General features: G+C 65.3%; 20 protein-coding genes and 1 tRNA gene. 8 read left to right on the top strand and 13 right to left on the bottom strand.

The annotated features are described in order from the left end of the window. Window positions 1–126: 126 nt before the first annotated feature. The 8 genes from tatC to ABW16_RS04190 form a co-directional block, all read right to left on the bottom strand. Complete coding sequence (gene tatC / locus ABW16_RS04160) at window positions 127–1,035, bottom strand: twin-arginine translocase subunit TatC (RefSeq protein ID WP_047317882.1); 909 nt, start codon at window positions 1,033–1,035, stop codon at window positions 127–129. Window positions 1,036–1,074: 39 nt separating this feature from the next. Then, window positions 1,075–1,305: a Sec-independent protein translocase subunit TatA gene (gene tatA, locus ABW16_RS26860; protein ID WP_046300863.1), complete on the bottom strand. Its 231-nt coding sequence runs from the start codon at window positions 1,303–1,305 to the stop codon at window positions 1,075–1,077. Between the two features lie 39 nt (window positions 1,306–1,344). Continuing rightward, window positions 1,345–1,578 (bottom strand): DUF2510 domain-containing protein, encoded by a 234-nt coding sequence (locus ABW16_RS26865; protein WP_200900612.1) that lies wholly within the window; start codon window positions 1,576–1,578, stop codon window positions 1,345–1,347. After that, complete coding sequence (locus ABW16_RS04170; protein WP_047317883.1) at window positions 1,575–2,540, bottom strand: helix-turn-helix transcriptional regulator; 966 nt, start codon at window positions 2,538–2,540, stop codon at window positions 1,575–1,577. Before ABW16_RS04170 ends, ABW16_RS26865 begins: the two co-directional genes overlap by 4 nt. Beyond that, the gene (locus ABW16_RS04175) at window positions 2,537–3,532 is read right to left on the bottom strand and encodes a helix-turn-helix transcriptional regulator (RefSeq protein WP_047317884.1); all 996 of its coding nucleotides are present in this window, start codon (window positions 3,530–3,532) and stop codon (window positions 2,537–2,539) included. The genes ABW16_RS04170 and ABW16_RS04175 overlap by 4 nt, the downstream gene beginning before the upstream one ends. A gap of 37 nt (window positions 3,533–3,569) precedes the next feature. Next, complete coding sequence (locus ABW16_RS04180) at window positions 3,570–4,061, bottom strand: hypothetical protein (protein WP_047317885.1); 492 nt, start codon at window positions 4,059–4,061, stop codon at window positions 3,570–3,572. Between the two features lie 10 nt (window positions 4,062–4,071). Beyond that, window positions 4,072–5,430 (bottom strand): Pup--protein ligase, encoded by a 1,359-nt coding sequence (gene pafA / locus ABW16_RS04185; RefSeq protein ID WP_109519475.1) that lies wholly within the window; start codon window positions 5,428–5,430, stop codon window positions 4,072–4,074. A 61-nt stretch (window positions 5,431–5,491) separates the two neighbouring features. Continuing rightward, the gene (locus tag ABW16_RS04190) at window positions 5,492–6,115 is read right to left on the bottom strand and encodes an ANTAR domain-containing response regulator (RefSeq protein WP_047317887.1); all 624 of its coding nucleotides are present in this window, start codon (window positions 6,113–6,115) and stop codon (window positions 5,492–5,494) included. Window positions 6,116–6,195: 80 nt separating this feature from the next. Here ABW16_RS04190 and ABW16_RS04195 point away from each other — a divergent pair. The 3 genes from ABW16_RS04195 to ABW16_RS25950 all read left to right on the top strand — a co-directional run bounded on the left by ABW16_RS04195 (window position 6,196) and on the right by ABW16_RS25950 (window position 7,423). Next, a tRNA-Leu gene (locus tag ABW16_RS04195) sits at window positions 6,196–6,269 on the top strand. Window positions 6,270–6,795: 526 nt separating this feature from the next. Then, window positions 6,796–7,026, top strand: coding sequence for an HNH endonuclease (locus ABW16_RS28085; RefSeq protein WP_157864227.1), 231 nt, complete (start codon window positions 6,796–6,798; stop codon window positions 7,024–7,026). Window positions 7,027–7,030: 4 nt separating this feature from the next. Then, the gene (locus tag ABW16_RS25950) at window positions 7,031–7,423 is read left to right on the top strand and encodes a hypothetical protein (protein WP_047317888.1); all 393 of its coding nucleotides are present in this window, start codon (window positions 7,031–7,033) and stop codon (window positions 7,421–7,423) included. 112 nt (window positions 7,424–7,535) lie between these two features. On the opposite strand, the gene ABW16_RS25955 is transcribed toward ABW16_RS25950, so the two are convergent. Continuing rightward, complete coding sequence (locus tag ABW16_RS25955; protein ID WP_131721467.1) at window positions 7,536–8,189, bottom strand: hypothetical protein; 654 nt, start codon at window positions 8,187–8,189, stop codon at window positions 7,536–7,538. 148 nt (window positions 8,190–8,337) lie between these two features. Between ABW16_RS25955 and ABW16_RS04205 the strand changes: the two genes are divergently transcribed. Continuing rightward, entirely contained in the window at window positions 8,338–8,727 is a 390-nt protein-coding gene (locus ABW16_RS04205; protein ID WP_047317889.1) for a hypothetical protein, read from the top strand. A 180-nt stretch (window positions 8,728–8,907) separates the two neighbouring features. Here the strand turns inward: ABW16_RS04205 and ABW16_RS04210 are convergent, their stop codons facing one another. From ABW16_RS04210 to ABW16_RS26345, 3 genes are all read right to left on the bottom strand, one after another. Then, entirely contained in the window at window positions 8,908–9,354 is a 447-nt protein-coding gene (locus ABW16_RS04210) for a hypothetical protein (RefSeq protein ID WP_047317890.1), read from the bottom strand. A gap of 117 nt (window positions 9,355–9,471) precedes the next feature. Then, window positions 9,472–9,879 (bottom strand): PASTA domain-containing protein, encoded by a 408-nt coding sequence (locus ABW16_RS24185; RefSeq protein WP_157864228.1) that lies wholly within the window; start codon window positions 9,877–9,879, stop codon window positions 9,472–9,474. A gap of 25 nt (window positions 9,880–9,904) precedes the next feature. Beyond that, on the bottom strand, window positions 9,905–10,219 hold the full coding sequence (locus ABW16_RS26345) for a hypothetical protein (protein WP_157864229.1): 315 nt from the start codon (window positions 10,217–10,219) through the stop codon (window positions 9,905–9,907). A gap of 295 nt (window positions 10,220–10,514) precedes the next feature. Between ABW16_RS26345 and ABW16_RS23800 the strand changes: the two genes are divergently transcribed. Continuing rightward, the gene (locus ABW16_RS23800; RefSeq protein WP_052956786.1) at window positions 10,515–11,066 is read left to right on the top strand and encodes a hypothetical protein; all 552 of its coding nucleotides are present in this window, start codon (window positions 10,515–10,517) and stop codon (window positions 11,064–11,066) included. Between the two features lie 7 nt (window positions 11,067–11,073). Here ABW16_RS23800 and ABW16_RS04225 read toward each other — a convergent pair whose 3' ends face one another. Further along, the gene (locus ABW16_RS04225) at window positions 11,074–11,400 is read right to left on the bottom strand and encodes a YnfA family protein (protein WP_047317892.1); all 327 of its coding nucleotides are present in this window, start codon (window positions 11,398–11,400) and stop codon (window positions 11,074–11,076) included. A 77-nt stretch (window positions 11,401–11,477) separates the two neighbouring features. Here ABW16_RS04225 and ABW16_RS04230 point away from each other — a divergent pair, with 77 nt between their 5' ends. The 3 genes from ABW16_RS04230 (at window position 11,478) to ABW16_RS04240 (ending at window position 14,805) form a co-directional block, all read left to right on the top strand. Beyond that, window positions 11,478–12,788, top strand: coding sequence for an adenylate/guanylate cyclase domain-containing protein (locus tag ABW16_RS04230; protein WP_052956787.1), 1,311 nt, complete (start codon window positions 11,478–11,480; stop codon window positions 12,786–12,788). Window positions 12,789–12,895: 107 nt separating this feature from the next. Beyond that, window positions 12,896–14,164, top strand: a complete 1,269-nt coding sequence (locus ABW16_RS04235; protein WP_047317893.1) for an alpha/beta hydrolase — start codon at window positions 12,896–12,898, stop codon at window positions 14,162–14,164. A gap of 32 nt (window positions 14,165–14,196) precedes the next feature. Next, on the top strand, window positions 14,197–14,805 hold the full coding sequence (locus ABW16_RS04240; RefSeq protein ID WP_047318108.1) for an HdeD family acid-resistance protein: 609 nt from the start codon (window positions 14,197–14,199) through the stop codon (window positions 14,803–14,805). The last annotated feature ends 100 nt before the right edge of the window (window positions 14,806–14,905 follow it).

Here is a 14,905-nt window from a genome sequence, read left to right on the forward strand (position 1 = left end):
GGTCGGCTGAGCGTGCACAGTTGTACAGCCAAACCGGCGTGTCGCCGTACAAACACGCTCCCCCGCAAGCGGGAGGTGCCCCCACCTCGCGGGGATGGCTGCGGGGATAGGGGCGGGGATACGAGACTACTCATGCGGCGCGGTGACCGGTGTGGGCGCTTCGATGGGCGCCGCTTCGTCGTCGGCAAGCGCGGTGGCTGCTTCCCGCTTGGCCTTGCGCTTGTCGTGCAGCCGGGCGATCTGGATGGCGAACTCCTGTAACAGGGTCAGGGTGCAGCCGAGCACGATCATCGAGAACGGGTCCGAGCCCGGGGTGAAGAACGCGGCGAACACGAACATCGCGAAGATCAGCCCGCGTCGCCACTCCTTGAGCCGGGCATAGCTCACCACACCGACCATGTTGAGCATCACGATCAACAGCGGGAACTCGAAGCTGATCCCGAACACCACCAGCAGATTCAGCAAGAACCCGAAATAGCGATCACCCGACAAGGCGGTCACCTGGACGTCGCTGCCGACGGTGAGCAGGAATCCGAGCGCTTTGGACAGCACCAGATAGGCCAGGATGGCGCCGGTGACGAACAGCACCGCCGCCGAGACCACGAAGGCCACCGCGAAGCGCCGCTCCTTGCGGTAGAGCCCCGGGGTGATGAACGCCCACAGCTGGTAGAACCAGACCGGACAGGCCAGCACGATTCCGGCGGCCAACCCCACCTTGAGCCGCAGCATGAACTGGTCGAACGGCGCGGTGGCCAACAGCCGGCACTGTCCGTCAGGCCCGATCGCCGCACGTGATGAGGCCGGCAGCTCGCAGTACGGGTGGCGCAGCCACTCGCCGAGGCTTTCCAGCCCGAAGAGCGGTTGGGTGTACCAGACGAAGCCGATGATCGTGGTGAGCACGATCGCGGCCATCGAGATCAGCAGCCGGGTTCGTAGCTCCCGCAGGTGGTCGACGAGCGACATCGTCCCGTCGGGATTGGTGCGGCTACGCCGCTGACGGGGGTCGAGCCGCCGCAGAACTCCGAGCGTGCGCACAGTCGAATGGGGCGCGGTCGCCGCGACGGCGGGACCGGGTTACGCCGACTGGCCGCCGGCCGCCGGCGGATCGATCCGCTCGGACTGGACGGTGGTCGAGGTGGCAGTCGAATCCGGCTTGCTCTCGTTCTGCAGCTCGCGGACCTCGGACTTGAAGATGCGCAGCGACTTACCCAGCGAGCGTGCCGCATCGGGCAGTCGCTTGGCGCCGAACAGAATGATCACGGCGACGGCGAGGATCGCCAGGTGCGACGGTCCTAAAGCGTTCACTTTGGTTACCTCCAGACGTCGCCACGATGCTACCGCAGCTCAGGAAGCCGGCGGTGCATCCCGCGGCCGGGTGGCCCCCGTCCAGTTCTGACCATCGAAGTAGCGCAGCAGCTCTGGGTCATCCGGATCGGGATACCAATTCGGCACAGCAGGTAGTTGACCAGCGCTCTTCGCCTTGGCCTTGACCAGGAAAACGATGCCTACCACCACTCCTGTCATCAGGGCCAGGAAGGCGATGTCGGCTACGAGGGCTCCGACGCTATACAGCGTCAAGGGCGTACCTGCTCATACATCGCCAACGCGGCCACCGACGCCTCGCGTACCCCGGCCACCACCGATTCGGGCGCCATCACCTGCACCTCGTCGCCCATCCCCAGCAGCAGCCGGATCAGCCACTCCTGCGACGCGTACGTCAGCTGGGCTTCGCGCCAGCCATCGGCCAGCTCCCCGAGGGCCTGCATCGGGTAGTACTCGAACATCCACGCCGCCGACGGCGCCACCCGCACGATGGCGACCGGCAGCGACGGGTCGGCGTCGAACAGCGAGGTGTCGGTCTCGGCCTGGCGCACCGGCTCCGGCGGCGCCGACGGCTCGTCGAGCAGCCGGGCGTCGTCAATGCGGTCGAACCGGAACAATCGCACGCCCTCGGATTCGCGGCACCAGGCCTCCAGGTAGCTGTGCGCCCCGATCAGCACCACCCGGATCGGATCCACGATCCGATGCGACACGCTGTCCCGGGATGCCGCGTAGTAGTCGATTGCCAGCGCGCGACGCTGCCGGACGCCGTCGCGGACGACGTCTTGTCGGACAAAGTCGGCGGCGGACTCGTCGTGCACGGCGGAGGCGGGCGCCGCCGGTGCCGCGGCTCCGGCCGCCGCCTCAACCTTGGCTATCGCACTGCGCGCGGCCCGCGGGTCGACGATGCCGGGCATGTCGACCAGGGTGCGCAACGCCATCAGCATGGCCGTGGCCTCCCGCGACGTCAGCCGCAGCGGCCGATCCACGCCGGCGGACTCGAACACGTCTAGGCGGTCGTCGTAGAACGTCACGTCGATCAGTTCGCCGGGCCCGTAGCCCGGCAGGCCGCACATCACCAACTGCTCCAGATCGGTCTGCAGCTGACTCAGGCTCACGCCGAGTTCGGCGGCGGCCTGCTCCTTGCTGATCCCGGGGCGAGCCTTCAGATACGGCACCATGTTCAGCAGCCGGACCAGGCGCTTCGACAGCTGGGTCACACCGGCACCTCCCCCACGCGAGCACTCAGTCGCGCCACCACATCGTCGCGCAGCGACGGCGGGTCCAGCACGACCGCGTCGGCTCCGTACCCGGCGATCTCCCGGGCCAGCCGGTCATGGGTGCCCATGTCGACGCCGATGACGTCGCCGTCGCGGCCGGCGAGCTCCTGACGAGCCAGCACCGTACCGGCCCGGCGCAGCGCCACGGCGCGGCCATCGGCGACCCAGATGCGTGCCTGCACCCCGCTGGGCGCATCGCCGACGGCATCGGCGACGATCGCTCGCAGATCGGCGGTGTCGGGTCGGGTGACGGCGTCGGTCGGCCCGATCGGCCGTACCTCCGGCCCGATCCGCGACATCCGGAAGGTGCGCACCGCGTTCCGGTCGCGGTCATGGCCCACCAGATACCAGCGGCCGGCGTGGGTGACCACTCCCCACGGCTCCACGGTGCGGGTGACGGACGGCTCGACCGGTGAGGGTCGGTGCTCGAACTGCACGGCCTGCCCGGCCTGGACGGCATCCATCAAGGCGCCCAGCGCCGGCTCGGCCCGGTGGATTCCCGGGAGCGCGGCCGGCGCCGCAACCAGCACGTCGGCCCGGTCCGGGTCCACCTCGACGCCGGCGGCGTGCAGCTTGGCGACCGCGCCCTCGGCGTTGGCGCGCAACTCCGGGGACTGCCACAGCTGAACCGCGACCGCGACCGCGGCGGCCTCTTCGCGGGTCAGGTCAATGGCCGGCAGGGCGTAGGCGTCGGGGTTGATGCGGTAGCCGTCCACCGTGTCGAACCCCGAGGCTTTGCCGGTCTCCAGCGGAATGCCCAGGTCACGCAGCTCGTTCTTGTCGCGCTCGAACATCCGCGAGAACGCGTCGTCGCTAGGGCTGTCGCCGTAGCCGACGACGGTGGCCCGAATCCGCTCGGCGGTCAGGTAGCTGCGGGTAGCCAGCAACGCGATGACGAGATTCAGGAGTCGTTCGACTTTGGCGGTCGCCATGACAAGAGAGGATATGCCTCGCGGGTTGCCTGGTTGTTCAGATGTGGGTTGCCGGCGTGCATGTCATACCCGGGAAGTCCCAGGTGCTGCACTGGTAGTCCGCGAATGCGGGGTCGTCGGCGCTCGGCTCGCCCGGAAGATCGGTGCGTACCGATGCTTTCGCGCCGTAGACCCCCGGGTACAGCGGCATCAATCGGTCATCGTTGGGAAACGACACCGAGAAACTGTCCCCGTTGTGCACCTCACGGGTCTCGGAGTAGGTGAGGGTATGCGACGGACCGGCCAGCTCCAGCGGCGCGCCGGAGGCGGTCAGGTGCATCTGCAGGGTCAGCGGCGCAGCGGGAAGATCGGTCCGGCAATCGCTCACATCGACACGGCTGCCCATGTAGTCGGCCCCGTTGACCGAGTAGACGAACGGCTTGGCCACGCTGAACTGACAGCTGACGACGCCGTCTGCGTGCGCGGCCGGCGCTGCGGTCAGCGCGATCCCCAGCGTGATGAGCGCGGCCAGGCCGCTGGTCCGAGTCATCGCTGGTGCGCTACATGCTGGCGATCAGGCGCTTGACGCGCTCGTCGACCGACCGGAAGGGGTCCTTGCACAGCACGGTGCGCTGAGCCTGGTCGTTGAGCTTGAGGTGCACCCAGTCGACGGTGAAGTCGCGGCCGGCTGCCTGTGCGGCGCTGATGAATTCGCCGCGCAGCTTGGCGCGGGTGGTCTGCGGCGGGGTGTCGACGGCCTCATCGACGTCCTCGTCGGTGGTGACGCGGGTGGCCAACCCCTTGCGCTGCAGCAGGTCGAACACCCCGCGGCCGCGCTTGATGTCGTGATAGGCCAGGTCCAACTGGGCGATCTTTGGATCCGACAGCTCCATGTTGTAGCGATCCTGGTAGCGCTGGAACAGCTTTCGCTTGATCACCCAGTCGATCTCGGTGTCCACCTTGGCGAAGTCCTGGGTTTCGACGGCGTCGAGCTGACGGCCCCACAAATCGATGACCTGCTCGAGTTGGGGGTTGCTGGCCCGGGTCTGCACGTACTCCACGGCCCGCCCGTAGTACTCGCGCTGGATGTCCAGGGCGCCCGCTTGGCGTCCGCCGGCCAGCCGCACCGGCCGCCGGCCGGTGACGTCGTGGCTGACCTCGCGGATCGCCCGGATCGGGTTGTCCAGCGAGAAGTCCCGGAAGGGCACTCCGGCCTCGATCATCTCCAGCACCAGCGCCGCGCTGCCCACTTTGAGCAGGGTCGAGGTCTCGGACATGTTGGAGTCGCCGACGATGACGTGCAGGCGCCGGTACTTCTCGGCGTCGGCGTGCGGCTCGTCGCGGGTGTTGATGATCGGCCGAGAGCGGGTGGTCGCGCTCGAGACGCCTTCCCAGATGTGCTCGGCGCGCTGGGACAGGCAGAACGTGGCGGCCTTGGGGGTTTGCAGCACCTTGCCGGCGCCGCAGATCAGCTGGCGGGTCACCAGGAAGGGCAGCAGCACGTCGGAGATCCGGGAGAACTCCCCGGCCCGCACGATCAGGTAGTTCTCGTGGCAGCCGTAGGAGTTGCCGGCCGAGTCGGTGTTGTTCTTGAACAGGTAGATGTCGCCGCCGATGCCCTCATCGGCCAGCCGCTGCTCGGCGTCGATCAGCAGGTCTTCGAGCACCCGTTCCCCGGCCCGGTCGTGGGTGACCAGCTGAATCAGGTTGTCGCACTCGGCGGTGGCGTACTCGGGATGACTGCCGACATCGAGATACAGCCGAGCTCCGTTGCGCAGGAACACATTCGAGCTACGCCCCCACGACACCACCCGGCGGAACAGATAGCGCGCCACCTCGTCGGGCGACAACCTCCGATGGCCGTGGAAGGTGCAGGTGACACCGAACTCAGTCTCAATGCCCATGATTCTGCGCTGCACGCCATCGAGCGTACTGGTTGAACCAACGCAGCGGGGCTCAGCGCCGATGGTGGCGTGGCGGTCAGGCCGGTGGGTTGACCGGGGCCTCGACGTTTTCCAGCACCACTTCGGCCACCTGCCGCATGGTGGTCCGCTTGTCCATCGCGGCGCGCTGGATCCACTTGAAGGCCTCGGGCTCGGTGAAGCCGTGCGCGGTCTGCAGCACGCCCTTGGCCCGCTCGACGAGCTTGCGGGTCTCCAGCTGCTCTGACAGGTTGCTGACCTCGCGCTCCAGGGCGGTGATCTCGTCGGCCCGGCTGACCGCCAGCTCGATGGCTGGGACCAGGTCACCGGCGGTGAACGGCTTGACCAGGTAGGCCATCGCCCCGGCGTCGCGGGCACGTTCCACCAGGTCGCGCTGGCTGAACGCGGTCAGGATGACGATCGGCGCGATGCGCTTGGCGGCGATCTCGGAGGCCGCGTCGATGCCGTCGCGGCGCGGCATCTTCACGTCGAGGATCACCAGGTCCGGGTGCAACAGTTCGGCCAGCTCGACGGCTTCCTGCCCGTCGCCGGCCTCGCCCACCACCTCATAGCCTTCTTCGCGCAGCATCTCGGCGAGATCCAGCCGGATCAGCGCTTCATCCTCGGCGATCAGCACCCGCCGGGCTGGGCGCGGGCTGCTGTCGGACGTGGGCTCGGTCATCCCCCCATTCTGTCGTGGCTGCCGGCTGGGGCAACAGTGAGGGGCATCGTCTAAGGTAGGAAGCCGCGCGTCAGCGCCGGGCCCTCGTATCCCAACTGGCAGAGGAAACGGATTCAAAACCCGTGCAGTGTGAGTTCGAATCTCACCGAGGGCACCGTCGGTAACAGGTCTGGACGGATCTACACCGTGCTCGACATGCACTAGGATCTAAACGCGCAGCTCGAGCAAGCGTGGTCGACGTGTGGCATCGGCCAGCGCGACAAGGCGAACAGGTCTACTACCCCGCCGACGAGGCAGACGGCGCGGGCTGGTGTATCGAGCGGACGCACTTCAAGCAGCCGGGAGCAATGGTCTGCACCACCCGGTACGGTCAGGGCAGCGCTGGCGTGCGGCATGTGTTGACGACGAGGGCAATCAGCGTGCGGCGGTGTTCGCCAAAAGGCACCTCAATGGGGCTTTGCTGCCCGCCGAGCAAGCCGGAAGCTAAAAAGTCCGACTACTTAACGCATCGACAACCGCACGGCGGGTGAACCGTCCGTGCATCAAATGCGGGACACTGATAACCAAGGACAGCAGATGCGCCGGCTGCAAACTGCTGCACCGCACAGCATCACGCGGCACCAAAGGCAGAACTGCAACAGATCGGCACTGGCGAAGGCTAAGCCGAGCACAACGTGGGCGTGTCCCCTTTTGCGAACTGGTTAGCGGGCTGTACCGGCGGCGCAGACACCGCCGACTACATACTGCCGATAGTCGACTTCCCGCAGTATGCCCGGACGCCAGAGAACATCAGGTCGAGCTGCTCGCGGTGCAACCAATCCCGCGGTGCCCGCTATACCGATGCCGAACACAATCAGGTACTAGTAGCAATCGCAGAACGGGCAGAACGTCGGTGCCCGCCGCTACGGTAAATGTATGGTCGTGAACCTGCCGCTGCTGCTCATAACCCTCATCATCGCCTACGTCATGATGAAACGATGGGCAGACAAGCCAGCACCCGCTAAGACTGCCGAAATCCAAAGCAACGCAAAGATAAAGATCACGCCCCCGACCGCCAACAGGCCGGAGCAAACCGGCACATCAGCGCTATGGCCTTGGCTCGTACTCTTCGGCTGCGCAGCAATCTTTGGGATAACAGTGTCCGCCACCATCATGGCGACTGCGTACGCAGTGAAGCTGGGGCTACGCATGGCCCGCCAGCGCGGAGCCGAGCGGAACAGGCTGATCGCTGACGCCACCAAACAACACAACCAAGTCATGTCAGGTGACGACGCAGGAATTTACGGTAACTACCCACCAGCCTGCTAATGCCAGAACACGCCAGGCACGCGCCTGAGCTGCACTCACTCAACGCGGAAGACCATGATGGGGACAGGCCCCTACCAGCGCCGACCCTCTTGAAAGGCCAGCGCAGAGGCGATTACTCTTTCTCCTTCAGGTCGTTCACTCGTAGTGATTCCACGAATGAAAGTGCTCTGGCTGCATCAGCAATACGTTTTGCGATCCCGGCTGATTTTGAATGCCTAATAGCGTCTTCTCGGAACGACGACTGCCAGTCGCGCAAATCATTACGAATCTGCTCCTTGAGTTCGTATTCAAATTTTAGCTCGTCCATCAGACTTTCGAGTGCGATGGCTTCTGCGGCGTTTCGCTTGCCCTTCGATTTGACGTCATAGCGCTTCGATTTTAAATCAAGCTCCTTGTCGCGCACCCCTTGAAAGCGTTCGTAAATGCCGAGCATGGTCGACGCAACTAGTAGGGCAGCGGGCAAGACGCTTCCTATCGCAATTACGGCTGGCGAGTTGTAAGAGATGTGCAAAACTCGGAACATGGTAGCTTGCGCGGTCTCAGCACGGCCCATCTGCTCTTGCGGAGTAAAAAATCCGATCTCATTATTAACTCGACTAGACCAGGTTGCAACCTGAACTAACGAATTTAGATTTGCAAACTGGCGACTGAACCCGGCGAGTGTGTCGTTTGCGCTAGACAATATCCTGTCAAGTGTAGAATCAGGGATGCCAAGCCTGAATGTAACAGTCGTTATTTCCATGTCGGTTCCGACGTTGGTTGTCATATCGCCCCATGTTCAGTCTCAAAAACAGTTGGAAGGAGCGTAGCGTGCGGGCTGCCCCTAATCGGGCCGTTGATGACAGTGTGTTGCCGTTCGGCCACGGTCAAACGGCTCTGCGGCATTCGCCGCGTTCTGTACCAAGTTCGTTCGCGTGCCCAAAGGCACCGGCGCGGGTGGGCCGCTCAAGCTGCGCAACTGGCAGCGTGACCTAGCGGCAAGCGTGTTGGACGCCGACCCGCAGCCACGCGTTGCCGGGTGGTGCCTGCCGCGCGGGCAGGGCAAGTCAACGCTGGTAACCGCCCTCGGCTTGAACGAGCTGATGACGGGCGGCGAGGGCGCGACCGTGATTGTTGCCGCCGTCGATGAAAGGCAGGCGGGCATCGTGTTCGGCCTCGCGGCCCGCATGGTCGAGCTGAACGCGGACCTTGCTACCCGCGTCCAGGTATTTAAGGACCGGCTAGTGGTGCCGGCGCGGGGCGCGCCGTTCGTGCAGGAGTCAAGGACCGTTGGCGCTGCCTGCAAATCTGGGCAAGCAAACTAGCTGGGCTACAGGCATGAATATCGGCACGTCGGGATTGGCTCCCTTCCGCAGGGCTCACGAGCGCGGAGCGCAACCTTCCGCTTGAGCTTCTCGCCGCGTTGCTCGCAAACAAAGGAGTGGTGCGCGACGGGAATGTCCTGCGATTGTTGGCATTTGAAACACTTCACCAGCACTACGTTGTCACCTTCCGAGGTCGTCGCGGCCGCTGATGCGCGGCTCCGGCGTCATTGGTGAGGTGGCGCGGTCGCCCCGTTTCTCGTCGCGCCGGAACAGGTATATGCCGATCACTTCGCCGGTCACAACCACGTGTTGACCAGACGCAAGGAATTTGTCGCGGCTGTTCTGTCCGGTCTGGATGTAGACCCAGTCGGCGTGCAGGAGGTGCCAGCCAGTCTCTTCGATCTGACCTAGCAGGTCAGTTCGGCTCAGTTTCCGGCGAATCGTTCCCTGGGTGGCGGAGTTGAACGCCGCATTGGTGAAGCCGGTGACCGATGAGTGGGGTATCTCGATCTGGAAGAACTCATCGCCTCGCGCAAACGCCTGTGCGGCCTTGCCCTGTGGGGACGCCCAATACGCGGCCTCGGCCTTTTTTGCGGCGTCGGCTGCGCGCTGTTCGTCGGTCTTCATGCTAAACAACGCCATGAGCCAATTCCCCTCAGTTGAGTCAAGGTGACTTCTCCGCCGAGCGACAACCCAATCGGCGCCGCGGCGTAACGGCGGTATGACGCGGTTGGGCCGCGTTGGTCAGTCCTTGTATACCTTCATGATTACCGGCGCATTAGCGTCGACAACGCTTCCGGGCGGAGGCTCGATGCTCACCACTGTCCAGTTTGCCGCGTTGAACACGTTCTGGTACTTGGGATTCGCTGATGAGAGCGACACGTCGGTAAGGCCGAGTTGTTCGAGAGTCCTACGCGCAATCCGGGCATTCTGACCTTGCACCTCAGGAATCGTGACCTCTATTGCGACGGGTGCGGGCGTGCTGGTAGCTGGCGCGGTTTCCGCCCACTCGGACGTGACGGGGGCCTGAGTAATGATCACGCTTTGTGTGATCGTCGCGGTCGGGGCCGAGTTTTCTGCTTGGCTGCCGCAGCCCGCGAGGAGGGCCGCGGCGATAACAACCACCGCAGCGCCACTGACTTTTGTTTTCACGGACCTGGAGGCCACTGCTGATGCTCTAGACACCAGCGGGTGACAGCGTGGCGTAGTGGACGTTGACCATTCTCGCGTGGTCGGGAATCGGGATCATCGTCCGACCGTCGACTGAGTAATTCTCGATCATTCCGCCGCCGATATCGCAGGTGTAGTCGGCGCAAACCTCAACGTAGCCTCCCGTCGAGTCCGTTGGGTTTGCCCAGTAGTAGCCGGGCGTGATGTCGTCCGGAACCAGAAGCGCACCGGTTGATGGCAGGGCGTTGCACGGCGCGGCGAGCAGTATCCCGATTCCTGCGCTGCCTGCGCTAATGAAACTCATGGCCGTTCGAGCGAACACTCCACCTCCAATAGAGTCGGTTCGGTCATAAACATAGACATTCGTGCGGACGCATACTACCCGCTGGGGAGCATCGTTGACATCCGTAAGCAGATATTCGGTAGGAAAGCGACGCCCGCCGGAAGATGTGGCCGGGCGTCGGTGCGTGCCGCTCGGGACCAGCTCGGGGCTTCCCGGCCTTCCTACGGTTGCATCGGTCACGCCGTTCGCCATTGTCGCCACGTACGGACCTCAGCGAACCTAGACTCGGCGGCGCCGGGGTTGCGGCAGCCGAGGAGGGCCGTTGAGGAAATCTGTGCTGGGCGTGCTGGTGCTGCTGTTGTGCGTGTCGGTCGGCTTTCTCTTCTGGACCTCGAACCACCCGCAAGACACCAAGCACGTGCCGGCCAAGGCTCGCGGACAGTACGAGGACGCATCATCCGGACATGACGGCGGCGTCGGCGGCAACCTCCTCCAACGCGACCCGCTGCAAGAGATTGCGCGCGAGCCCAGCTACGACGACTGCGAATCGTGCCATCTGCCCTTTGTGCCGTTCTTCGGGACGCGGGCCGGGTTCAACTGCGAAATCAATTACCGGCGAGGAGAACTGCCCGATGCGGCCTATTGCATGTCGGTAAATCCGTCGCAGCACGTATCGATGGACAGCGACGGGGAGTTGTCGATTTGCCGTGACAGCATCAACTGCTTGTCCAATCCCCCGTTCGATCAACCGATTCTTCCGTTCGGCCAGAGCGCGGGTGCCGGACCGTTCACCTGCCAGTCGGACGCCAGCGGCGTCACCTGCACTGTGGAGCCGTCAGGGCGCGGCTTTGTGATCTCAAGTTCGGGTATCGAACCCGTCGGCTGACGCCGCGTCAGCGCGGCGAATACATGATCACGCCCACCCCGATCAGACAGATCAGTACACCCAGGACGTCGGCACGGTCGGGCCGGAATCCGTCGAACGCCATGCCCCACGCCAGCGAGCCGGCGACGAACACCCCACCGTAGGCGGCCAGGATCCGGCCGAATTGGGCGTCGGGCTGCAGGGTCGCCACGAAGCCGTACAACCCCAGGGCAATCACCCCGGCACCGGCCCACAGCAGGCCGCGGTGCTCCCGCACCCCCTGCCACACCAGCCAGGCCCCCCCGATTTCGGCGATAGCAGCCAACACGAACAGCGCGACGGAACGCATCACCATGAGCGCTGACCCTAGACGCAAGCCCCCGACCTGGTGAAACCGCCAACGGCCCAGCTCAGCGGATTAGGCTGTCGGTTGTGTCCGTCAAGCGGTTCCTCGCGGTACCGGCCGAGGCTCAGACCCCCTACCGGCGCACGCACTGCATACCGGCCCGCACCCGGCATTACGCGGCGCGGCTGTCGCAGCGGCTGCGGATCCTCAAGGTGTCCGCGGGACTGGCGGCGATCATCAGCGCTGGGTGGGGAATGCTGGAGATCTGGGCCGACCCCACCTACTGGTGGATCGGTGCCCTGAACCTGGTGGCCGCCGCCGCGCTGGCCCTGACTCCGCTGCTCTACCGCTACGGCGAGCTCATCGCGCCGCTGACCTTCGTCGGTATCGCCTACCTGACGACCGCCGTCGTCTGCTGGGTGGTGGGCACCGGGTCGGGCATCCAGTTCTACTTTCTGGCCTCGGCGTCGATCAGCGTGCTCATTCTCGGCGTGGACCGGATCAAGCTGGCCGCCGTCGTGGCAGGCATCGGCGCAGCGCTGACCATCGCCCTGCAGTTCCTGGTCCCGGCCGACAACCTGCACCAACCGGAGTGGCTGCACAACCTGTCCTACGTGCTGGTCGTCGTCTCGGCATGCTTCATGGTGGTCGCCACGGTCTGGTTCGCACTGCGCGAGATCTCCCACGCCGAAGCGGCGATGGAGGCCGAATACGAACGGTCCGAAGCCCTGCTGGCCAACATCTTGCCCACGGCGGTCGCCGACCGACTGAAGAACCCGGCGGTGGACGTGATCGCCGACAGCTACCCGGACGCCTCGGTGCTGTTCGCCGACATCGCCGACTTCACCCGACGGGCCAGCCAGACCGACCCGGGGCAACTGGTCGAGTTTCTCAACGAGCTCTACAGCGGGCTGGACCGGCTCGTCGACCAGCACGGCCTGGAGAAGATCAAGACCAGCGGCGACTCCTACATGGTGGTCAGCGGAGTTCCCGACCCGAGGCCTGATCACCTGCACGCGCTGGCTCGACTGGCACTGGACATCGCCGCCACCGTCGCCGAACTGCGCGATCCGCTGGGGCGGCCGGTGTCGCTGCGGATCGGGCTGGCCACCGGGCCGGTGGTGGCCGGCGTCGTCGGTAACCGCCGGTTCTTCTACGACGTGTGGGGCGACGCGGTGAACCTTGCCTCCCGGATGGAGTCGACCGGCACCCAGAACCGCATCCAAGTGCCGCAAGCGGTCTACGAGCGACTCAACGAGGACTTCGTGTTCGAGGAGCGCGGCGACGTCGAAGTCAAAGGCAAAGGCGTTATGCACACCTGGTTTCTGGTCGATGCCCGTACCCCGGCCTCACACGGTCCGGCGTCCCGCTCTCTGTCGGCGACCCCCGCGGGCTGACCCGGTGGTTCAGCGAGCCTCGACGCAGGAGAGGCGAAGCTGGGACCGCCGCACAGATCGGGTGGTCCGACCGGCTTCGGTAGGGTGCCGGATCAGGTCGTCCCACAATGCTGAGGAGCGCAATGACAAGGCTTTTGGCCGTGCTCGGCTCGCTGGCCGGTCTGGCCAACACCATCAATGGTTACCGCCCGCTGACCAAGCGCGGTTATCCGTCGCTGTATGCGTTCGCCTTCGGCCTGTTCGCCTCGGAGCTGCCGCTGCCGCTCATCGCCGGTCAGTCCGCGGCGTTGGCGGCGTTGACCCGGCGGCTGTCACCGCGGGCTCGGCGGACCGGCTGGCTGCTGTCGGCGCTCTCGTGGCTGGGCCTGCTGGGGCTGAACTATGCCGGGCGCACCGCCAATAAGCCGCTGACCGCGGCGCTGGATGCCGAACTCGGTGCAGGACGGCGCACCGAAAGCCGCGACTTGTGGGAGCGGCCGGGCCCGGACGCGGAAATCGCCAAGGCGCCCGGCGTGGTGCGAATGATGCGGGTCTACCAGGACTACGCCACCGACTCCGACATCCCCTACGGCGAATACGGCGGCCGCAACACCCTCGATGTGTGGCGGCATCGCGACCTCCCCCGCGACGGCCGCGCACCGGTTCTCCTCCAGATACCCGGCGGTGCCTGGATGGTGGGAAGCAAACGCGGCCAAGCACATCCGCTGATGGCCCACCTGGTGGAACGCGGTTGGGTGTGTGTGTCGATCAACTACCGGCTGAGCCCACGTTCCACCTGGCCCGACCACATCATCGACGTCAAGCGGGCCCTGGCATGGACCAAAGCGCACATCGCCGACTTCGGTGGCGATCCGGACTGGGTCGCGGCGACCGGTGGTTCGGCGGGTGGTCACCTTTGCGCTCTCACCGCGCTGACCGCAAACGATCCGCGTTTTCAGCCGGGTTTCGCCGACGCGGACACCAGCGTGCGCGCGGCGGTGCCGTTCTACGGGATCTATGACTTCACCGGCGAGACCGGGCTGCATCCGCTGCTGACCCCGGCATTGGGGGCCTACGTGTTCAAGCAGAGCCGGCGGCGCTTCCCGGACACCTACCGGGACGCCTCCCCGATGACGTATTTATCTTCCGAAGCCCCACCCTTTTTCGTGCTGCACGGAACCAATGATTCGTTGGTGCCGGTGGAGCAGGGCCGCGCATTCGCCGACCGGCTGCGGGAGATCAGCACGAGCCCGGTGGTCTATGCCGAGTTGCCATTGGCTCAGCACGCGTTCGACATCTTCGGCTCGCCCCGGGCTGCGCACACCGCCGTAGCCGTCGAGCAGTTCCTGGCCGAGATCTACGCCCGCCAGACCACGCAGGTCATCTCCAGTCGCTGAACGGCAGCCAATACCCGGCCGGAATGCGGTATCTGTGCCAGACTGCGGCCATGGAAACAACGGTTTCGAGCCTGCTGCCGAATCTGTGGAAGTCGACACTGGTCTCCGGTGTCTTGGCCCTCGTCTTGGGTGTGCTGGTCTTGGTCTGGCCGGGCCGGTCCATCCTTGCTGCTGCGGTGCTGTTCGGTGTGTACCTGGTGGTCACCGGAATCGCCCAGTTGATCTTCGCTTTCAGCCTGCCCGTCATGTCCGCCGGCGGGCGGGTGCTGCTGTTCCTCAGCGGCACCGCGTCGGTGATCCTGGCCGTCCTGTGTTTCCGGCACTTCAACTCCGACGAAGAAGCCTTGGCGGTGCTCCTGCTGGCGATTTGGATCGCAGTCGGCTTCATCTTCCGCGGGGTGGCGACCGCCGTCGCGGCCATCAGCGACCCGGCGCTGCCGGGCCGGGGTTGGCAGATCTTCATGGGCGTCATCAGTCTGCTGGCCGGTCTGGTGACGTTGGCATCGCCGTTCGCGTCGCTGTGGGTGCTGGCGGTCGTCGTCGGCAGCTGGCTGATCGTCATCGGCGTCGTCGAGATCGCCACCGCGCTCAAGATTCGGAGCGCATCCCGCGAGGTCGCCACCGCGCTGTCGGCCGGATAGCCTGCGCCTAACGTGCGGCGGCCCCCTAGGCGCTGTCGCGGGTACCCTTGAGTCCTGATCCGTTTTCACACCTGCCTAAAGCTCTGATGTGGAGTCTGCT

Origin of the sequence: Mycolicibacter heraklionensis (genome assembly GCF_001021505.1) — a bacterium.
In the GTDB taxonomy this organism is placed as follows: Bacteria; Actinomycetota; Actinomycetes; order Mycobacteriales; family Mycobacteriaceae; genus Mycobacterium; species Mycobacterium heraklionense.